At 62.5% G+C, this 18,562-nt stretch carries 17 protein-coding genes; 8 read left to right on the top strand and 9 right to left on the bottom strand.

All coding sequences use genetic code 11. The features are described 5' to 3' along the window. Positions 1-5: 5 nt before the first annotated feature. The 3 genes from spoT (at position 6) to DQ405_RS17730 (ending at position 4,746) form a co-directional block, all read left to right on the top strand. Complete coding sequence (gene spoT / locus DQ405_RS17740; RefSeq protein ID WP_168425406.1) at positions 6-2,114, top strand: bifunctional GTP diphosphokinase/guanosine-3',5'-bis pyrophosphate 3'-pyrophosphohydrolase; 2,109 nt, start codon at positions 6-8, stop codon at positions 2,112-2,114. A 102-nt stretch (positions 2,115-2,216) separates the two neighbouring features. After that, positions 2,217-2,597 carry a RidA family protein gene (locus DQ405_RS17735; protein WP_168425405.1) on the top strand — a complete coding sequence of 127 codons (381 nt, stop codon included), beginning with the start codon at positions 2,217-2,219 and terminating at the stop codon, positions 2,595-2,597. 40 nt (positions 2,598-2,637) lie between these two features. Further along, a complete protein-coding gene (locus DQ405_RS17730; protein WP_168425404.1) occupies positions 2,638-4,746 on the top strand; it encodes a CHASE2 domain-containing protein in 2,109 nt (702 codons plus the stop codon). A gap of 6 nt (positions 4,747-4,752) precedes the next feature. Here the strand turns inward: DQ405_RS17730 and DQ405_RS17725 are convergent, their stop codons facing one another. The 3 genes from DQ405_RS17725 to DQ405_RS17715 form a co-directional block, all read right to left on the bottom strand. After that, positions 4,753-5,343, bottom strand: coding sequence for an OmpA family protein (locus DQ405_RS17725; protein WP_168425403.1), 591 nt, complete (start codon positions 5,341-5,343; stop codon positions 4,753-4,755). 5 nt (positions 5,344-5,348) lie between these two features. Further along, positions 5,349-5,828 carry a FecR family protein gene (locus DQ405_RS17720; protein WP_241730062.1) on the bottom strand — a complete coding sequence of 160 codons (480 nt, stop codon included), beginning with the start codon at positions 5,826-5,828 and terminating at the stop codon, positions 5,349-5,351. A gap of 193 nt (positions 5,829-6,021) precedes the next feature. Then, the gene (locus tag DQ405_RS17715) at positions 6,022-6,243 is read right to left on the bottom strand and encodes a hypothetical protein (RefSeq protein WP_168425402.1); all 222 of its coding nucleotides are present in this window, start codon (positions 6,241-6,243) and stop codon (positions 6,022-6,024) included. 491 nt (positions 6,244-6,734) lie between these two features. Between DQ405_RS17715 and DQ405_RS17710 the strand changes: the two genes are divergently transcribed. Next, positions 6,735-8,702, top strand: coding sequence for an AAA family ATPase (locus tag DQ405_RS17710; RefSeq protein ID WP_168425401.1), 1,968 nt, complete (start codon positions 6,735-6,737; stop codon positions 8,700-8,702). A gap of 109 nt (positions 8,703-8,811) precedes the next feature. On the opposite strand, the gene DQ405_RS17705 is transcribed toward DQ405_RS17710, so the two are convergent. Beyond that, a complete protein-coding gene (locus DQ405_RS17705; RefSeq protein ID WP_168425400.1) occupies positions 8,812-9,888 on the bottom strand; it encodes a GlxA family transcriptional regulator in 1,077 nt (358 codons plus the stop codon). A 112-nt stretch (positions 9,889-10,000) separates the two neighbouring features. Here DQ405_RS17705 and DQ405_RS17700 point away from each other — a divergent pair, with 112 nt between their 5' ends. Continuing rightward, positions 10,001-11,278 (top strand): tetratricopeptide repeat protein, encoded by a 1,278-nt coding sequence (locus DQ405_RS17700; RefSeq protein WP_168425399.1) that lies wholly within the window; start codon positions 10,001-10,003, stop codon positions 11,276-11,278. Between the two features lie 43 nt (positions 11,279-11,321). Here the strand turns inward: DQ405_RS17700 and DQ405_RS17695 are convergent, their stop codons facing one another. The 5 genes from DQ405_RS17695 to DQ405_RS17675 form a co-directional block, all read right to left on the bottom strand. Beyond that, entirely contained in the window at positions 11,322-11,939 is a 618-nt protein-coding gene (locus DQ405_RS17695; RefSeq protein WP_168425398.1) for a TPM domain-containing protein, read from the bottom strand. A gap of 137 nt (positions 11,940-12,076) precedes the next feature. Beyond that, positions 12,077-12,835, bottom strand: a complete 759-nt coding sequence (locus DQ405_RS17690; protein WP_168425397.1) for a TPM domain-containing protein — start codon at positions 12,833-12,835, stop codon at positions 12,077-12,079. Further along, on the bottom strand, positions 12,832-13,455 hold the full coding sequence (locus tag DQ405_RS17685) for a LemA family protein (RefSeq protein ID WP_174824691.1): 624 nt from the start codon (positions 13,453-13,455) through the stop codon (positions 12,832-12,834). Before DQ405_RS17685 ends, DQ405_RS17690 begins: the two co-directional genes overlap by 4 nt. Positions 13,456-13,518: 63 nt before the next feature. Further along, positions 13,519-14,742 (bottom strand): CaiB/BaiF CoA transferase family protein, encoded by a 1,224-nt coding sequence (locus DQ405_RS17680; protein ID WP_168425396.1) that lies wholly within the window; start codon positions 14,740-14,742, stop codon positions 13,519-13,521. Between the two features lie 122 nt (positions 14,743-14,864). Then, positions 14,865-16,046, bottom strand: a complete 1,182-nt coding sequence (locus DQ405_RS17675; RefSeq protein ID WP_168425395.1) for an acyl-CoA dehydrogenase — start codon at positions 16,044-16,046, stop codon at positions 14,865-14,867. A gap of 184 nt (positions 16,047-16,230) precedes the next feature. Here DQ405_RS17675 and DQ405_RS17670 point away from each other — a divergent pair, with 184 nt between their 5' ends. The 3 genes from DQ405_RS17670 to DQ405_RS17660 all read left to right on the top strand — a co-directional run. After that, positions 16,231-17,151, top strand: coding sequence for a LysR family transcriptional regulator (locus DQ405_RS17670; RefSeq protein ID WP_168425394.1), 921 nt, complete (start codon positions 16,231-16,233; stop codon positions 17,149-17,151). 177 nt (positions 17,152-17,328) lie between these two features. After that, a complete protein-coding gene (locus DQ405_RS17665; RefSeq protein ID WP_168425393.1) occupies positions 17,329-18,237 on the top strand; it encodes a DUF2235 domain-containing protein in 909 nt (302 codons plus the stop codon). A gap of 54 nt (positions 18,238-18,291) precedes the next feature. Next, the coding region (locus DQ405_RS17660; protein ID WP_168425392.1) for a transposase at positions 18,292-18,562 on the top strand (271 nt) is incomplete at its 3' end.

Here is an 18,562-nt window from a genome sequence, read left to right as displayed (position 1 = left end):
ATCCGTTGCCAGCCATAGACGCTCTTGCCGATCGCCTTTCGACCTACCTCGGCGCCGACCAGGTCGACCTGGTACGCCGTGCCTATTTCTATGCTGAGCAGGCCCATGACGGCCAGCGTCGGCGCAGCGGCGAAGCCTACGTCACCCATCCCCTCGCGGTCGCTAATATTCTCGCTGACATGCACATGGACCATCAGAGCCTGATGGCCGCGATGCTGCATGACGTCATCGAGGACACCGGCATCGCCAAGGAGGCGCTCACAGCGCAGTTCGGGGAGACCGTCGCCGAACTGGTGGACGGGGTCAGCAAGCTGACCCAGATGAAGTTCGAAACCAAGGCCGAGGCACAGGCCGAGAACTTCCAGAAGATGGCGATGGCCATGGCGCGCGATATACGCGTCATCCTGGTCAAGCTCGCCGACCGCCTGCACAACATGCGCACCCTTGAAGTGCTGGCCGGCGAGAAGCGTCGGCGCATCGCCAAGGAAACCCTGGAAATCTACGCACCCATCGCCAACCGGCTGGGCATGCACGCCATGCGGGTGGAGTTCGAGGATCTCGGATTCAAGGCCATGCACCCGATGCGTTCGGAGCGCATCCGCGCCGCCGTCCGCCGAGCCCGCGGCAACCGCAACGAAATCGTCGACAAGATCGAACAATCGCTGATTCACTGCCTCGAGCGCGACGGCCTCGAAGGCGAGGTGGTGGGCCGCGAGAAGCACCTGTTCAGCATCTACAAGAAGATGCGCGGCAAGCGCAAGGCGTTCAACGAGATCATGGACGTCTACGCCTTTCGCATCGTGGTCGACAAGGTCGACACCTGCTACCGCGTGCTCGGCGCGGTGCATAGCCTCTATAAACCGCTGCCTGGCCGGTTCAAGGATTACATCGCTATTCCCAAGGCCAACGGCTACCAGTCGCTGCACACGACACTATTCGGCATGCACGGCGTACCCATCGAGATCCAGATCCGCACCCGTGAGATGGAAGAGATGGCCAACAACGGCATCGCCGCACACTGGCTGTACAAATCCAACGATGACGAAACTCCCAAGGGCACCCACGCCCGCGCGCGACAGTGGGTCAAGGGCGTGCTGGAGCTGCAGGAACGCGCCGGCAACTCGCTGGAATTCATCGAGAGCGTGAAGATCGACCTGTTCCCGGATGAGGTCTATGTCTTCACGCCCAAGGGCAGCATCATGGAGCTGCCGAAAGGCTCCACGGCGGTGGATTTCGCCTACGCGGTGCACACCGACGTCGGCAACACCTGCATCGCCTGCCGCGTCAATCGCCGCCTGGCGCCGCTTTCGCAAGCCCTGGAAAGTGGCAGCACCGTGGAAGTCGTCACTGCCCCCGGCGCAAGGCCAAACCCCGCGTGGCTCAATTTCGTGGTCACGGGGAAGGCGCGCACGCACATTCGCCATGCACTCAAACTGCAACGCCGCTCGGAGTCGATCAACCTCGGCGAGCGCCTGTTGAACAAGGTGCTCACCGGGTTCGAAACCAATCTGGACAGGATTTCCCCTGAGCGCATCCAGGCAGTGCTCAATGAATACCATATGGAAGTGGTCGAGGATTTGCTTGAGGACATTGGTCTGGGCAATCGCATGGCCTACGTGATCGCCCGACGCTTGCTGGCCAGTGAAGGCGAGCAGGCACCGAGCGTCGAGGGACCGCTGGCCATTCGCGGCACCGAGGGCCTCGTGCTCAACTACGCCAAATGCTGCACGCCGATCCCAGGTGATCCCATCGTTGGCCATCTATCCGCCGGCAAAGGCATGGTGGTGCACCTGGACACCTGCCGGAACATTGCCGAGGTCCGCCACAGCCCGGACAAATGCATCCAGCTATCCTGGTCCAAGGACGTCACTGGTGAGTTCAACGTTGAACTGCGCGTCGAGCTGGAACACCAGCGCGGCTTGATCGCCCTGCTGGCCGGTAGCGTCAACGCCGCCGACGGCAACATCGAGAAGATCGGCATGGATGAGCGCGACGGTCGCATCAGCGTCGTTCAGCTGGTCGTCAGCGTGCATGACCGCGTGCATCTGGCCCGCGTGATCAAGAAGCTGCGCGCGATCAAGGGCGTCATGCGCATCACCCGAATGAAAGCCTGATTCGACTGGTCACCTCTCCAACCGATACGGGGTGTAGGGCTTTTGCAACCCCGCCTCAGCCCGTATGCTCTGGGGCCGCATTCTTCTACCAGGAGCACCTCCATGAGCAAAACCGTGATTCACAGCGACAACGCGCCCGCGGCCATTGGCCCCTATTCCCAGGCGATCAAGGCCGGCAATACCGTTTACATGTCCGGGCAGATTCCCCTCGACCCGAAGACCATGGAACTGGTGGAGGGCTTCGAAGCGCAGACCGTACAAGTATTCGAGAACCTCAAGTCGGTAGCCGAAGCCGCTGGCGGCTCGCTGAAAGACATCGTCAAGCTGAACATCTTCCTCACCGACCTGGGCAACTTCGCCACGGTCAACGAAGTCATGAGCCGCTACTTTCAGCAGCCCTACCCGGCCCGCGCCGCCATCGGCATCGCCGCGCTGCCAAAGGCCGCACAGGTGGAAATGGACGCTATTCTGGTGCTCGACTGAGCCAGCCTAGCCAACCGGCCGGTTGCGGGGAGCGCGACTGATGATACTGCCCCGAATTCGGGCGCCGCGCCTGCTACTCGCGATGGCCGGATTGCTTGCTGCTTGCGCGCTATATCTAACCGAACCACTGATGCTGCAAAGCTTGCGCAACAGCCTGTTCGATCAGTACCAACGCTGGCAGCCTAGGCCAGCGCCCGAGCAGACCGTGGTTCGGGTGGTGGACATCGACGAAGCCAGTCTCGCACGCCTCGGACAATGGCCCTGGTCACGGGATCTGCTGGCACAGTTGGTGGAACGCTTGCACGATGCCGGCGCCGCAGTGGTGGTGTTCGATGTGCTGTTCGCCGAGCCGGACCGCAGCTCCCCGCACCGTCTTGTAAACCAGTTGAAGCTGCCGCCCGGCCTCGCCGAAACGCTTGGCACCTTGCCCAACCACGACCGACTTTTCGCCGCTGCGCTCGAGCGCCAGCCCAGCGTCCTCGGCTTCGCCACCACACGCTCACCTTCGCCGATCACGCCGCTAAGCCGCTTCGGCATCCAATCTCACGCGGACGCGAAACCGCCCGGCTTTTCTGTCTACGCCGGGACCACCAGCGCGCTACCTTTACTTGAGAGGGCTGCCGTCGGTAGCGGCGCCATGGCCTTCAGGGCCGACGCCGATGGCGTGGTGCGACGTGTGCCCGTGATGATTCGCGTCGGCGAGCATCTGCTCCCCTCGCTGACTGCCGAAGCGCTTCGGGTCTATCTAGGACAGAACCACTATCGCATCGAGACCGCGGCGGGCGGTGCGGTCGAGCAGGTCAGGATCGGCCGATTGACTCTCCCGACCAATCGCCGGGGTGAACTCTGGCTGCACTATCGCCGCGACCTGGTCGCACAGACGGTGCCCGCCTGGCGCGTGCTGGACGGGGCGTCCATGGGGCCATTAAAGGGCAGCATCGTGTTGATCGGCAGCTCGGCTCAGGGCTTGCAGGATCTTCGCTTCAGCCCACTCGGAGGGATGATTCCAGGCGTCCAGGTGCACGCCCAGGCAATCGAACAGGCATTGGCCGGTACGCCACTGCGGCGCCCGTTCTGGGCCAGTCCGGTGGAGGCGTTTACGCTGCTGCTGGCTGGCCTGATGCTGTGTCTTCTGACCCTGAGGAGCGGTGCGTTTACCGCCGCCTGGGTCGCCGTAGCCATGGTGGCGGCGCTGCATGCCGCGGCCTGGTGGGCCTATTCGCGGCAGGGGCTGCTGCTCGATGCGCTCACGCTCTCGATTGGCCTGCTGGTGATCTACCTCGGCACCAGCCTCGCACGCCACCGCGCCAGCGAGCGGCAACAACGCTGGATGCGCAATGCATTCTCACGCTATATCTCGCCGAATCTGGTCAACCATCTGGTCCGCCATCCCGAGCAGCTGCGGCTCGGCGGCGAGCGACGCTGCTGCAGTTTCGTCTTCACCGACATCACCGACTTCACCAGTCTGATGGAGCGGCAGTCACCGGAACAGGTCGTGGGCATGCTGAATGAATATCTGGAGGGCATCATTCAAATTGCCTTCCGCCACGAAGGCACGCTCGAGCGCATCGTTGGTGATGGCATGGCGATCCTTTTCTCAGCCCCTCTGGTGCAGCCTGACCACCAACGGCGCGCCCTGGCTTGTGCATTGGAGATTCGCGATTTCACCCGAACCTTCACGGCTGCCCAGCATGCTGCCGGCATCCCACTCGGACGCACGCGCATCAGCGCGCACAGCGGTGAGGTTGTCGTCGGCAACTTTGGTGGTAAAACCCTGTTCGATTACCGCGCGTTGGGCGATGCGGTTAACGTGGCGGCGCGCTTGGAAGGTATGAACCGCTATCTAGGCACTGAGCTCTGCGTATCGGAAACCATCCGCACAGCTAACCCGAACGTGCCGATGCGCGCCGTCGGCGATGTGTTGCTCAAGGGTAAAGCGCGACAGATCCGCCTTTACGAGCCCTGTGAAACGAAAGATGACTGCGGCTATGACGCAGCCTATGCGCTGCTCGTTAGCGAACATGAAGAGGCTACCGAGACCTTCGAACGGCTGCACGCCGAGCGACCCGATGACGCCTTGGTGCACTACCAGTTGCAGCGGCTACGGGCCGGACAGCGCGGCGAGCGCATCCTGATGACGGAAAAGTGAAGCGGCTCAGCGAATGCTGACTTCGACCCGGCGGTTGCGCGGTTCGGACACGCCATCCGGCGTATCGATCAACAGGTTGCGCTCGCCATGCGAGGAAACGCTCAGCTCGATCACCTCCATGGCTCGGCTGCGCAACATGTCCGCAATCGCCTGAGCACGGATCAGGCCCAGCTGCTCGTTCCAGACCGGACCGCTTAGCGTATCGGTATGACCGATGACCGAGACGGCAGACGGCCCGCGCAAGCGGATCGCCTCGAAAACCTGCTCGATGGCTCGCTGCGATTGCTCGGTCAGCTCGGCGCTGCCGATCTGGAAGTACAGCTGGAAGCGCTGTGGCAAGGTCGGCTGGGCGGCCAGCGCCTCGGAGAAATCGTGGTTAATGCGCCGCTCGCCGACATTGAACGGACGCGAGCCAGGCCCGCGGCTGCCGATCGCCACAGCCTGATGCGTACGATCGAGGCGAGTCTGGCCATCGGCATCCTCCACCAGCACCGCGCCGGTAGTGCCGTCCGGACTCTCCAGCAGCACCACGTAATCTCCCGTCACGCAGCCCGGCAACCAAACGAAGCACAGCAGCATGAATCCGTATCGCAGCATCTTTATCACTGGCCGACCTTCACCAGAAAGTGAGTACCGCGCACTCCGATGGTGCCTGTGGGGGTTTTCAGCTCGACCGCCTCGGGCTTGAGCTTGGCGATCACGCCAGAAATGAAATTCAACGTACCGCGACTGATGCGAGCGCTAAGCCGCAGCTCCTCGCGGATGGGTTCGAACTCGTATTCATCGAGAATGAATTCACTGTTGGGGCCGAAGGACATCACAGTGTTATCGCTGAGCGTCACGCCCATCGAGCCCTGCGCACCGGTACGCAGCACCGCGCCGAGGATCACGGCCTGGCCGACGGCCGCGTCGATCGTCTGTCCGCGGCTGGTAACCGTCGCCTCGCCCTTCACCTTCATGATGTAGCCGATCGGCTCGCTCAATTCCTGCGCCTGCCCCAACGAGGGCAGTGCCAGCAGAGCGACGATCAGCATCGATCGGGCGCTCTTCAGCATGGCGAAGCTGCTTTCATACATCATCATTTCCGGTCTCCGTAACGGGTCGCCGACCTTGCGATCACTGCCCGAGGCACTCTCGTCGGCGGCCTGACGCGCGCGTCAGGCGAACGCTGCAGAATGCCGGATGACCTTTGCGAAATACAAGCGAAACGGCGAGACCTGAGCCACAGAGTGACCCCTCGGGCCGCGCCCTGACGCTGCGGAGAAAAGGCGTGGGCTAGACGGAAGCGAGTCGTCCAGCGGACAGCGCGGTGCCACCATCCCAGAGGTTCTGATCGGCGAGCTGGCATGTATCGACATAGCGCGGCGCACCATTGATCTCTTCCAGCTCGGTCATGCCTGCCAGCTGACTGACAATGCGGTAACGCCTACCGGCGGACTTGTCTTGCAATGGATACAGCGACGCGATCTGCTGCGCCAGCTCGGTGAGGGTAGACATGGTGCGGGTACTGCTCTGACTGCGAAAGGCAGGCTATGTACTACGAATCCGGAACGAATTCGCTAAACGTCCGACGTTCAGCAGCCCACTCATCGGAAACGATGTTTCCTCTCGCGAAAAACGTCATGCCGTGAGCTTCGTCAAAGGACGCGCGTGCTTGGCGAGGTTTTGGAAGCCCGCCGATCAGCCTTGTTCGCCGCTCATGAGCTATAGCCCATCGCAGTCATTTCGTTCCGCGACCGAACGGTCATTCGTCGAAAACCGGCCCGCCATTCGTCGCAACGCCACGCGCATGGTGGCACTTGCCGTATCCTCGCCGGCTATCGGAGCCCAAGTGCCCGATAGGCAGTCCGGCATATAAATCGCATCCCACAAGCGAGCACTGCCCAGCGCCACCCAATTGGCGCCTGCGGGGCTTCCCCGTGAATAACTGTGGTCCGCCTCCAAGGCGGTTGTTTGTCGAACATCGGGCTTCCCCGATTGGATGTGAAATGAAAACACCACGTCTGCTGCAAGGTCGTCGCGGCCCTGTGCTATCCGTTTTGCTGGTGCTGGTCATCGCTGCTTGTGTGGCCTACTGGCAGTTCAAGCCTGCGGCCCCGGCCACGCCCTCGACAGGCGCTGCCGCCAGTATGCTCGAGGCTCTGCGGCAATCCACCGATCCCTGGGAAACCAACCGCCAGGACCTTTCGGTGCTCATGAATGATCTGCGTGGCGCAACCATATCAAGCGCCGCGCTCGGCAAGGATGCGGTCTACATCAGCCGGAACGATGGTTTGCGTTACTGGCTGCCGGATCAATCCGGTCGTGTCGCCCAGCTGCTACTCAACCATTACGCCAGCAGCGAAGGCCAGCTGTTCCCGCTGACCCTGTTCGAAACCGACGGTGAGGCGCCCTGGTACAAGTCGGTCGTGCCCTATGCGCCATTCATCCTTCTGCTGGTCGGCGCGCTTATCTATCTGGCGATCAAGAGTCAGGCCTTCCAGGTACAGCGCAAGGGTAGCGGCGTCAGCTTTGCCGACGTGATCGGCGCCAGCGAAGCCAAGCAGGCACTCACCGATGTCACCAGCTATCTCCGCGATCCCGCGGCCTATACGGCGCTGGGCGCCCGCCCACCCAAGGGGGTACTGCTGACCGGCGAACCCGGCACCGGCAAGACCCAGCTGGCCAAGGCCCTGGCCACCGAGTCCAACGCCAGCTTCATTCAGGTGACCGGTAGCGACTTCTCCTCGATGTACTTCGGCGTGGGCATTCAGAAGGTCAAGGCGCTGTTTCGTACCGCCCGCAAGCAGGCACCGTGCATCATCTTTATCGATGAGATCGATGGCATTGGCAAACGCGCCGAGCAGCAGCGCTCCAGCGATGCCGAGAGCAATCGCATCATCAACCAGTTCCTCGCCGAGATGGATGGCTTCGACGGCGCCAGCGGCGTGCTGGTACTGGGCGCTACCAACTTCCCCAATTCGCTGGACCCGGCGCTGGTCCGTGAGGGGCGTTTCGACCGTTCGATCGCCGTCGGCCTGCCGGGGCTGAACGACCGAGAGGCGCTGTTCCGCCTGTACGCGGACAAGATTCGCGCTGAACAGGACCTGGATTTCGCCCAACTGGCGCGTAACACCGTGGGCCTGACGCCGGCCGCTATCGCCTATATCGCCAACCATGCCGCCCTGCTCGCTGCGCGTGGCGCCGCAACGACGGTCACCATGGCGCATTTCGTCGACGCGGTGGAAACCTGCCGCATCGGCGAGCAACCATCGGGGGTGACGCCCATGTCGCCCACCGACCGCAAACGCATCGCCGTGCACGAGGCCGGCCATGCGCTGGTCGCTGCTGCGCTGAAAACCGGCCGAGTGGAAAAAGTCACCATACTACCGCGCGGCCAGGCGCTAGGCGTGACGTTGGTAACGCCGGTCGAAGACAAGCGTCTGCATATGGAATCCGAGCTGCGCAACCGCATCCAGATGCTGCTGGCCGGCCGCGGCGCCGAGCAACTGTACTTCCACGAGGTCTCCTCCGGTGCCGGTCAGGATCTGCAGGAAGCCTCAAAGATCGCGCTGTCGATGGTTGGCGCGCTGGGGATGGGGCCTAACGGTTCGCTGCTCAGCCTGCAGGCGGTGCGCGACGCGCACATCGAGTTCGATTCCGGCGAATCCATCCGGGCGGCCGACACCCTGCTCAAGCAGCTCGACCGGGAATGCATGGCCCTGCTGCAGCGGCTCAAGCCAGCACTGGATGAGATCGCCGACAAGCTGCTAGCCGAGGAAACCGTTCCGGGTGAAGAAGTGCTCGCGGCCATCGAGCGCCTGCCCGAGCATCATCACGAAGCCAGCGTCAGCTCGATCATTGGCCATGCCATGAGCAGCATCGACCGGGTGGCCGCCAGCGCCATGGAGAACACTGAGTTCCTCGATCTGGCGCCGGTGGAACAACCCGAGGACGACGGTCCGGGGATGCTCTGAACCCGGCGCCCGACCTCAGGCTGCAACGGTTATCGAAACCAACGCCACCGTCCTAGGTGGCGCATCGTCAAGGGCGACAGTCGGCACCTGACGTCGTCCGTCAACCCGCTCAATGCGCACCGACTGCGGCGGCTGGCGTCGCCACGCTGGCCAAGCGCCGCGCCAATACACCGAAGCGTCGGCGATACTGGGCTGGCGTCAGGCCCACCTTGCGCCGGAACAGCCGGCCGAAGAATCCGGCGTCTTGATAGCCCACTTCCCAGGCGATGGCTTCCACCGGAAGGTCTCCGCTTTCCAGCAATTGTTTGGCTTCCTCCAGCCGCAGGGTGTGCACGTAGTCCAGAGGCGACAGCCCGGTGGCCTGGGCGAAGCGGCGCTGGAAGGTTCGCTCCTGCAAGCCGCTGATCCGCACCATCGCCGCCACCGGGGCTTCGCCGTCGTAATGCTGCGCGGCCCATTCCTGACAACGCGCAATGACCGGATCGGCAAGCTGGCCGGTGCGCATCATCGCGGCGTAAGCAAGCGGGCTGGTCGCATCCCAGTCGAACAGGTTGAGCCGCGCCACCTCCATGGCCTCACGCGCGCCGATGAAGCGCGCAATGAGAAAGAGCGCCAGTGCGTGCCAGCTGCTACCGCTGCCTGACACCACCAGCCGCTGACCGACCCCGGCGGTCACCAACGCCTTATCCGGCTGCCAATGGACCTCGGGGTATTCGCGGCGCAGGCAGTCGCAATAGCCCCAGTGAGAAGTGCCTTCGCAGCCTTTCAGCAAGCCGGTACGGGCCAGCAATATTGCGCCCGAACAGGCCGACGCCAGCGTCGCGCCTGCCTCGTAACGCTCACGCATCCATTGCGCTTCCTGGTCGTAGCGGTCATCCAGCGGTTCGAACGGACTGATCGCCAGGTTGCTGACGATCACCACATCGACCGGCGGCGCGTTGCCAAGGCTGGCGTGAGGCTGAATCGGGACATCGTTGTATGCCCGCAGCGGTTGCCCGTCGCGGCTGACGATCAGCGGGAGAAAGGGTGATTCGACGTCGGTCTGGTTGATCAGCTGCTGCCAATCGCGGCGGGTGCCTAACAATAAATCGTAGAGGCCGAACAAGGTCGAGGCCGTGCTGTCCGGCGTCGCCAGGAGGGCGACGGTCAAGGGTGACAGGCTTTCAGCATGATCCGAGCGTGTCATGGCGGAAATGGCCGTTTTGTTTCCAGGATGACTTTAGTCCGACTCCCCTGCCGCCTCGACTATAGGCTCCGTTGGCACCTGCCAACGAACTGGACTCATGGAGCATAGAACAATGAAAGACGCACATGGCTACCAACTGACCGGCTGCAATGGCCAGGCGCAGGTCCTGCTGGACCAGGCCCTCGCGCAGTTTCGCTGCCTGCGCACCGATTCGCTGGCGAGCACCGAAGCCGCTCTCGAGGCTTCCCCTGAACTGGTGATGGGCCACATCCTGCATGCCTGGCTCTATCTACTGGGCACCGAAGCGGCCGCTATACCGGTTGCGCAAGCATCGCTGGAGCACGCCCAGGCACTGCCGCAAAACGACCGCGAGGCGCGCCATATACAGGCCTTGCAACTGTTGATCGCTGGGCGCTGGCATGCATCGGGACGCACGCTTGAAGACCTCAGCCTCGATTACCCTCATGACCTGCTGTCGTTGCAGGCAGGTCATCAACTGGACTTCTTCACCGGCGATGCCCGCATGCTGCGTGACCGTATCGCCCGCGCTTTGCCGGACTGGTCAGCGGCCGTTCCCGGCTATCACGCCGTGCTCGGCATGTACGCCTTCGGGTTGGAAGAAACCGGTGACTATCAGCGTGGCGAGCGCTATGGCCGCGAAGCCGTGTCGCTGCAGCCCGACGATGCCTGGGCGCAACATGCCGTCGCCCACGTGTTGGAAATGCAGGACCGCCGCGAGGAAGGCATCGCCTGGATGCGCGGCAATCCGGCCTGGCAACAGGACAGCATGCTCGCCGTGCATAACTGGTGGCACCTGACGCTGCACTACCTGGAGCAAGACGACTTCGAAACAGTGCTGGCGCTTTTCGATGGGCCGATCGACGGCCATCAAGGTACCCTTGCACTGGAGCTGATCGATGCCAGCTCGATGCTGTGGCGCCTGCAATTACGAGGGGTCGATGTGGGTAACCGTTGGACGGGCGTGGCCGAACGCTGGGCGGCGATGGCCGAGGATGGCCGTTATGCCTTCAACGACTTCCATGCGGCCATGGCCTTCGCCTGCAGCGGTCGCGAAGAATTGCTCGGCCAGCTGCGTGAAGCACAACAGCGTGCCTGCCAGCGCGACGATGACAATGCGCGCTTCACCCAGCTGATCGGCGCACCAGCAGTGGAAGCGGCAGTGGCGTTCGTTGAAGGTCGATATGGCCGCTGCGTCGAGCTGTTGCGGTCAGTTCGCAGCCAGGCCCACGTGTTCGGCGGTAGCCACGCACAACGTGACCTGATCGACCAGACACTGATTGCCGCGGCCCGTCGCAGCGATCAGAACAGCCTGGTTCGCGGTCTGCAGCGCGAGCGTGAGTTGCTCGCCCGACAGCGCAGCGTGGCCTGAGGCGAGAGGGATGTCGGCGGCGCTGACATCCCTCTTTCTAAAGCTAAGGCAGCACGACCAGATGATTCGGCAGCTCGTTGCGCTCGTGGGTCGCCGGTACATGCTGCGAGAGCAGCGAGCCACAGGCTTCGATGCATCCGAGAAACCCATCCAACACCTTGCCGTTACGCACATCGTGGGTAAAGGTCTCGACGATGGATTCCCAAGCGCTGTTATCGATGCGACTGGAAATGCCTCGATCCACCAGGATCTCCACATAACGCTCGGCCTCGGAGACGAAGATCAGCATGCCGGTACCGCCGTCCGTGTGATGCAGGTTCAGTTCGATGAACTGACGCCGTGCCAGATTGCAGGCCCGCCAGTGGCGGACCGAGCGTGGGATCAACCGACTGGTTAGCTTGGGGATACGGAATATCACTGCGAGTACGATAAAGGTCAGCCATTGCACCAGCAGCAGCTGCCAGGCGGCCAGCCAGCCGCTGAAAAACAGCAGCGCGCCGGGCACCAGCAGCGAGATCAGACTCGCCCAGAGTAACGGGATGTAGCGATAGTCATCGGCCTGCGCTGCCAGCACCGTTACCAGCTCGGCATCCGTGTCACGCTCGATACGGTCGATCGCCTCGGCTACCTGCCGCAGCTCGTTTTCGCTCAAAAGAGTCATTGCGTATCCATCATTGAGAGGCTCTTGTCTTATTGGTTGGGTCACGCATCGGCCAACGCGGCTGAATAAATGCTGCCGCGTCGCTCAGTGTGCTGCGCGCTGGGTGGATGCTCGGGGTGAGGCCGGTCACACCGTCGTCACCAACCACCGGAGGCACCACCGCCGCCAAAGCCGCCGCCACCACCGCCGAAGCCGCCTCCTCCGCCAAAGCCGCCTCCGCCACCACGACCCATGCCGCCGAGCAGCGCACCGAGGAGCAGCGCACGTCCCGCTCCGCGGCCGCCGCCACGACCGCCCCGTCCGCCACCAATCACAAAGATCGCCACCAGCATCAGGAAGAAGCCCAAAATGCCAAGCCCGCCGGGCTCCTGCGCCCCCATGGGCATGGCCGGACGCATCGCAGCCGTCTGCAGCGGATCACCTCCCAGCACCTGAACCATCGCGGCCGCGCCCTCGGTAATCCCGCGGGTAAAGTCGCCGTCGCGGAAAGCGGGGGTGATGATGCGGTTGATGATGACTGACGACTGCGCATCAGTGAGCCGCCCCTCCAGACCGTAGCCGACTTCAATACGAACCCGGCGGTCGTCACGGGCGACAATCAGCAGCGCGCCTGTGTCTTCATCCTTCTGCCCGATGCCCCACTCACGGCCCAAGGCGACACCGAACTCTTCGATGCTGCGCCCCTGGAGGTCCGGCACGGTGACGACGACCACCTGCTCGCCACTGGCCTGCTCATGGGCAGCGAGCATGCTGGTCAGCCGCGCCTCGGCCTGGGTATCGAGCAGTTCGGCCTGATCAACAACCCTGCCGCTCAGTGCCGGCAGCTCGACTTCCTGAGCGACCACACCGCTCGCCCAGAACAGCAGCGCCAGAGTCAGCGAAAGCGGACGCGTCATTGAAACTGCACTTGCGGCGCCTGCTCGGCGTTCTCCGCCGTCGCCTCGAAGTTCTCGCGGATCGGCATGTCGCTGTACATCAGGCTGTGCCAGATACGCCCGGGAAACGTCCGGATCTCGGTGTTGTAACGCTCAACAGCAGCGATGAAGTCGCGGCGTGCCACGGCAATACGGTTCTCGGTGCCTTCGAGCTGCGACTGCAGCGCAAGGAAGTTCTGATTGGATTTCAGGTCCGGGTAGCGCTCGGACACCGCCATCAACCGGCTCAAGGCGCCGGTCAGCTGGTTTTGCGCCTGCTGGAATTGCTGCAGCTTCTGCGGGTCGTCGAGATCGTCCGCGCTGAGCTGAATCGAGGTAGCCCGCGAGCGAGCTTCGATGACCGCGGTCAGGGTTTCCTGCTCCTGACGGGCAAAGCCTTTGACGGTCTCAACCAGATTGGGAATGAGGTCGGCGCGGCGCTGGTACTGGTTTTCCACCTGAGACCAGGCCGACTTCACCTGCTCGTCGTATTGGGGAATGTTATTGATGCCGCAGCCGGCCAGCAGCCAGGACATGAACACGACAGCCATCAGCTGTCCGGTGATTCGATAACGCTGCGTCTGCATGATTCGCTCGTCCATCCAAAAATCCAGGGTACAGGAATAAAGATAGCCAAGCGTCTCGAGAGTTCAGGCGCGCAAGGATCAGATCACGCCGGACTGGCGCAGGGAAAGGATCTTCTCGAAGCTCAGGCCAAGCAGTTCGTGCAGCACTGTTTCGCTGTGCTCACCGAGCAATGGCGGCGCCTTGCGGTATTCCACCGGCGTTTCGGAAAGACGGATCGGACTGGCCACCTGCGGCACGCTTCCCGCCAATTGATGCGGCATTTCGACGTGCAGCCCGCGCGCCTGCACCTGCGGGTCGGCAAACACCTGCGCCAGATCGTTGATTGGCCCGCACGGCACCCCGGCCTGCTCCAGCGCCGCCACCCATTCGGCTGTGGTGCGGAACACCGTGACCTGGCGAATCATCGGCACCAGTTCTTGACGATGGGCCACACGCGCCTTGTTGCTGGCGAAACGGTCATCGGTCGCCCACTCCGGATGTCCGGCGACTTCGGCGAACTTGCGGAACTGTCCGTCGTTTCCGATGGTGAGAATGATATCGCCGTCGGCGGTGGGGAAATCCTGATAGGGCACGATGTTCGGGTGCGCGTTCCCCATGCGTTTGGGTGACACGCCGGTGGTGAGGTAGTTCATGGCCTGGTTGGCCAGACAGGCGACCTGCACGTCCAGCAGCGCCAGCTCGACATGCTGGCCCACCCCCGTCTGCTCGCGGTGATTGAGCGCGGCCAGCACACCGACCGTGGCGTAAAGCCCGGTGAGAATGTCGGTGAGCGCCACGCCGACCTTGACCGGCCCGGCGCCCTCCTCACCTTCGGCACGCCCGGTCAGGCTCATCAGGCCGCCGAGCCCCTGAATCATGAAATCGTAACCAGCACGATTGGCATAAGGGCCATCACTGCCGAAGCCGGTAATCGAGCAGTAGATCAGCTTCGGATTGATTGCCTTGAGGCTTTCATAATCCAACCCGTAAGCCGCCAGGCCGCCGACCTTGAAGTTCTCCAGCAGCACATCGCAGCTGGCGACCAGATCGCGAATGATCCGCTGGCCTTCGGGCTGGGTGAAGTCCAGCGTCAGCGACTGCTTGTTACGGTTGGCCGACAGGTAATAGGCGGCTTCCGATGTGTTCTCGCCCTGCGCATCCTTGAGATACGGCGGTCCCCAGTGACGGGTGTCATCGCCTGTGCGGGGGCGCTCGATCTTGATCACCTCGGCGCCGAGGTCACCAAGAATCTGCCCAGCCCAGGGGCCGGCAAGCACGCGCGACAGATCGAGGACGCGGATATGGGAAAGGGCGCCGGACATGGGTGAAGCCTCGAATTTCAAGTGAACGTAGGGTGGATCGGCGCGCCTAGCTGACGCTTTACCCATCCACCGCAAGGGAGTGAAGGTGGATGAGAGAAGCGTCATCCACCCTACGGGCAGGCTTAGAAGAACGCCTGGATGCCCGTCTGCGCGCGGCCGAGAATCAGCGCGTGCACGTCGTGGGTACCTTCGTAGGTGTTGACCACTTCCAGGTTGACCAGATGACGCGCCACGCCGAATTCGTCGCTGATGCCGTTGCCGCCCAGCATGTCGCGGGCCAGGCGCGCCACGTCCAGGGCCTTGCCGCAACTGTTGCGCTTCATGATCGAGGTAATTTCCACGGCAGCGGTGCCCTCGTCCTTCATCCGGCCCAGACGCAGACAGCCCTGCAGCCCCAGGGTGATCTCGGTCTGCATGTCGGCGAGCTTCTTCTGGATCAGCTGGTTGGCAGCCAGCGGGCGGCCGAATTGCTGGCGGTCCAGGGTGTATTGGCGGGCGGTGTGCCAGCAAAACTCGGCGGCGCCCAACGCGCCCCAGCTGATGCCGTAGCGGGCTGAATCCAGGCAGGTGAAGGGTCCGCGCAGGCCGCGCACATCGGGGAAGGCGTTCTCTTCCGGGCAGAACACATTGTCCATGACGATTTCACCGGTGATCGAGGCGCGCAGACCGACCTTGCCGTGAATTGCCGGAGCGCTCAGACCTTCCCAGCCCTTTTCCAGCACGAAGCCGCGGATGGCGCCCTCGTCGTCCTTCGCCCAGACCACGAAGACGTCGGCGATGGGGCTGTTGGTGATCCACATCTTCGCGCCGGACAGGCGGTAGCCGCCGTCGACCTTTTTCGCGCGAGTGACCATCGAGCCCGGATCGGAACCGTGGTTCGGCTCGGTCAGGCCGAAGCAGCCAATGAATTCACCGCTGGCCAACTTCGGCAGGTACTTCTGCTTGGTTCCCTCATTGCCGAACTCATTGATCGGCACCATCACCAGCGACGACTGCACGCTCATCATCGAGCGGTAGCCGGAATCGATGCGCTCCACCTCGCGGGCGATCAGGCCGTAGCACACGTAGTTCAGGCCGCTGCCGCCGTAGGCTTCGGGGATGGTCGCGCCGAGCAGACCGGTATCGCCCATCTCGCGGAAGATCGCCGGGTCGGTCCTTTCATGGCGGAAGGCTTCCAGCACGCGCGGCGCCAGCTTGTCGGCAGCGAACTGCGCGGCACTATCGCGCACCATGCGCTCTTCTTCGGTGAGCTGCTGATCAAGCAGCAGCGGATCGATCCAGTTGAAGCTTGCTTTGCCGGCCATGGGTGGTCCTCTTGTCGTAGGCGATGAACCGGACTCAGTGCCCGGTGCAGCATTCGGATGCATTGATCCTAGAAGCTGCGGTGCCAGGCGGCAAACGAGTAATTCGCAACGGTCTGTGCGATTTAGTCACTCCGAGATATCCTAAAGCGCCTGAACACCAGCAGATTAGTGAGGCTGTCGCACAATGCGCCGCAAGATTCCCAGCACCGCCGCGCTCATCGCCTTCGAAGCGGCCGCACGCCACCAGAGCTTTACCCGTGCTGCCGAAGAGCTGGCGCTGACCCAGAGCGCAATCTGCCGACAGATCGGCGGGCTGGAAGAGTTCCTCGGGCTGGAACTGTTCCGCCGTTCCCGCCGCGGCGTGAAACTGACCGAGGCCGGGCAATCTTATGCGCGACGAGTCGCCAGCCAGCTTGATGCGGTGGAGCGCGATACGCTGTCAGTGATGGGCCAACAGGGTGCGCAGACCATCGAATTGGCGCTGGTGCCAACCTTTGGCACGCAATGGCTGCTGCCACGGCTGCGGCAGTTTCAGGCGTTGCACCCGGAAATAACCGTCAACCTGACGAACCGCACCCGCCCCTTCCTGTTCGCTGACACCGAGTTCGACGCGGCGATCTATTTCGGCGATGGCGACTGGTCCGGTACCGCCGCACATCCGCTGATGCCGGAACAGTCGGTGCCGGTGTGCAGCCCTGCCCTGCTGAAGAGCGGGGACACGCTAGCGCCACGGACCATCGCTGAAATGCCCTTGTTGCAGCAGACCACACGGCCCTACGCCTGGCGGCAGTGGTTCGACTCGCTGGGGATGAAAGTGGCGCGGGACATGACCGGTCCGCGACTAGAGCTGTTCTCGATGCTCGCCCAGGCCGCCGAACACCAGATGGGCGTCGCGCTGATCCCGCCCTTCCTGATCCAGCGAGAGCTCGCAGAGGGGCGCCTGATAATCGCGCATCCGCACGCCTATCGACTTGAAGGACAGGCCTACCACCTGATGATTCCCGAACGCCGCGTGGAATCATCCGCCATGAATGCCTTTCGCGACTGGCTGCTCGCCGAAGCCCGCGCCTGGACGGCGCAGCAGGCTCCGATCGCACCACAGTGAAAATGCTGTTCCTGGCTCGAAACCGCCAGGCCGACCGCACGCTTTGTGAACGGGCTGCTTGAATCGACGCTGGCTGTCGTTCCTACTACCTTCCGCGCCGTGACCAACAGGATGTAGCTCGACGGCGCCTGTCCACCCAAGATCATCCAGCCTCACTTGCCAGGGAAAGGTAGAAGCATGAGCGGTTACGTCCCCAACATTCCGCAAGCCAAGCGTGAAGCCGAGCTGCGAAACATCGAGCCGGTCGACATCCATGTCCAGCGTTGGGCGGAATATGAACGCCACGCCAAGCAACCCGCCAAGCCAGCCAAAAAGACACAGCTGGCCCTGCGTATCGGCGTGTTTTTCGACGGCACCGGCAACAACGCGACCAACACCGCACTAGGTATCGCCTGCGGTGCACATCACCCGATCAAGCCAGAAGATCTGGCAACTAGCTGCAAACTCTATATGGCTGACCCAAGCAGTAGCTATGGAAACGACGTTACCAATATCAAAAAACTGAGCGAGCTGTACCACGCTCCTCCGTCCCCTGAGGGCACCGGTTCGCAAAAGCATGCCTTTCGTAAGCTGTATATCGATGGCATCGGCACCAACGCAGGTGAAAAAGATAGCGCGCTAGGCTTGGGGGCGGGCCGAGGTGATACGGGCGTCGCAGGGTGCGTACAGAAAGCCTTTAACGGGATCAAAGACCTGATCGATAGACTTAATAGAGAGTATCCAGACAGTGAGATCAACTCGCTAATTTTCGATACTTTTGGCTTTAGTCGCGGTGCCGCTGCAGCAAAGCACTTCGCTAACGAAATCGTTCGAGGCATAGACGGGCCCTTAAGGAGAGCGTTGCAAGACAACAGCAGGGCGTTCAGTTCGAGCTTCACTCACCGTTATCAACGCGGTATCAACATGGGATTCATTGGACTGTTCGACACCGTCGCTTCTGTGGCCGGCCTAGCGAATCTGGGAAATATCCAAAGTTCCACCACGCCTTGGCTGAAACAGCACCTGCCTCGGAAATACTTCACAGATGTTATCCATCTCGTAGCGCGAGACGAAGTACGCGCCAACTTTCCTCTAAGGATGGTCTGAAAAAGACTTCCCGAATCTGGTGAAATACGCCGATCCCGTTGCCCGAGTTTCCCGATGAAGCAAATGACCTTCGCCGACGCCGAGTACGCCGGCAAGCGCAAGCAGACCCGCAAAGAGTTGTTCCTGATCGAGATGGATCAGGTGGTGCCGTGGAAGGGTTTGATTGCCCTGATCGAGCCGCACTACCCCAAGGGTGAAGGTGGTCGTCCGGCGTATCAGCTGATGGCGATGCTGCGCGTACATTTGATGCAGAACTGGTTCGGCTACAGCGATCCGGCGATGGAGGAGGCGCTGTACGAGACCACAATCTTGCGCCAGTTTGCCG

Source organism: Pseudomonas sp. SST3 (assembly GCF_003325755.1).
This window is presented reverse-complemented; position numbering and strand designations above follow the sequence as displayed.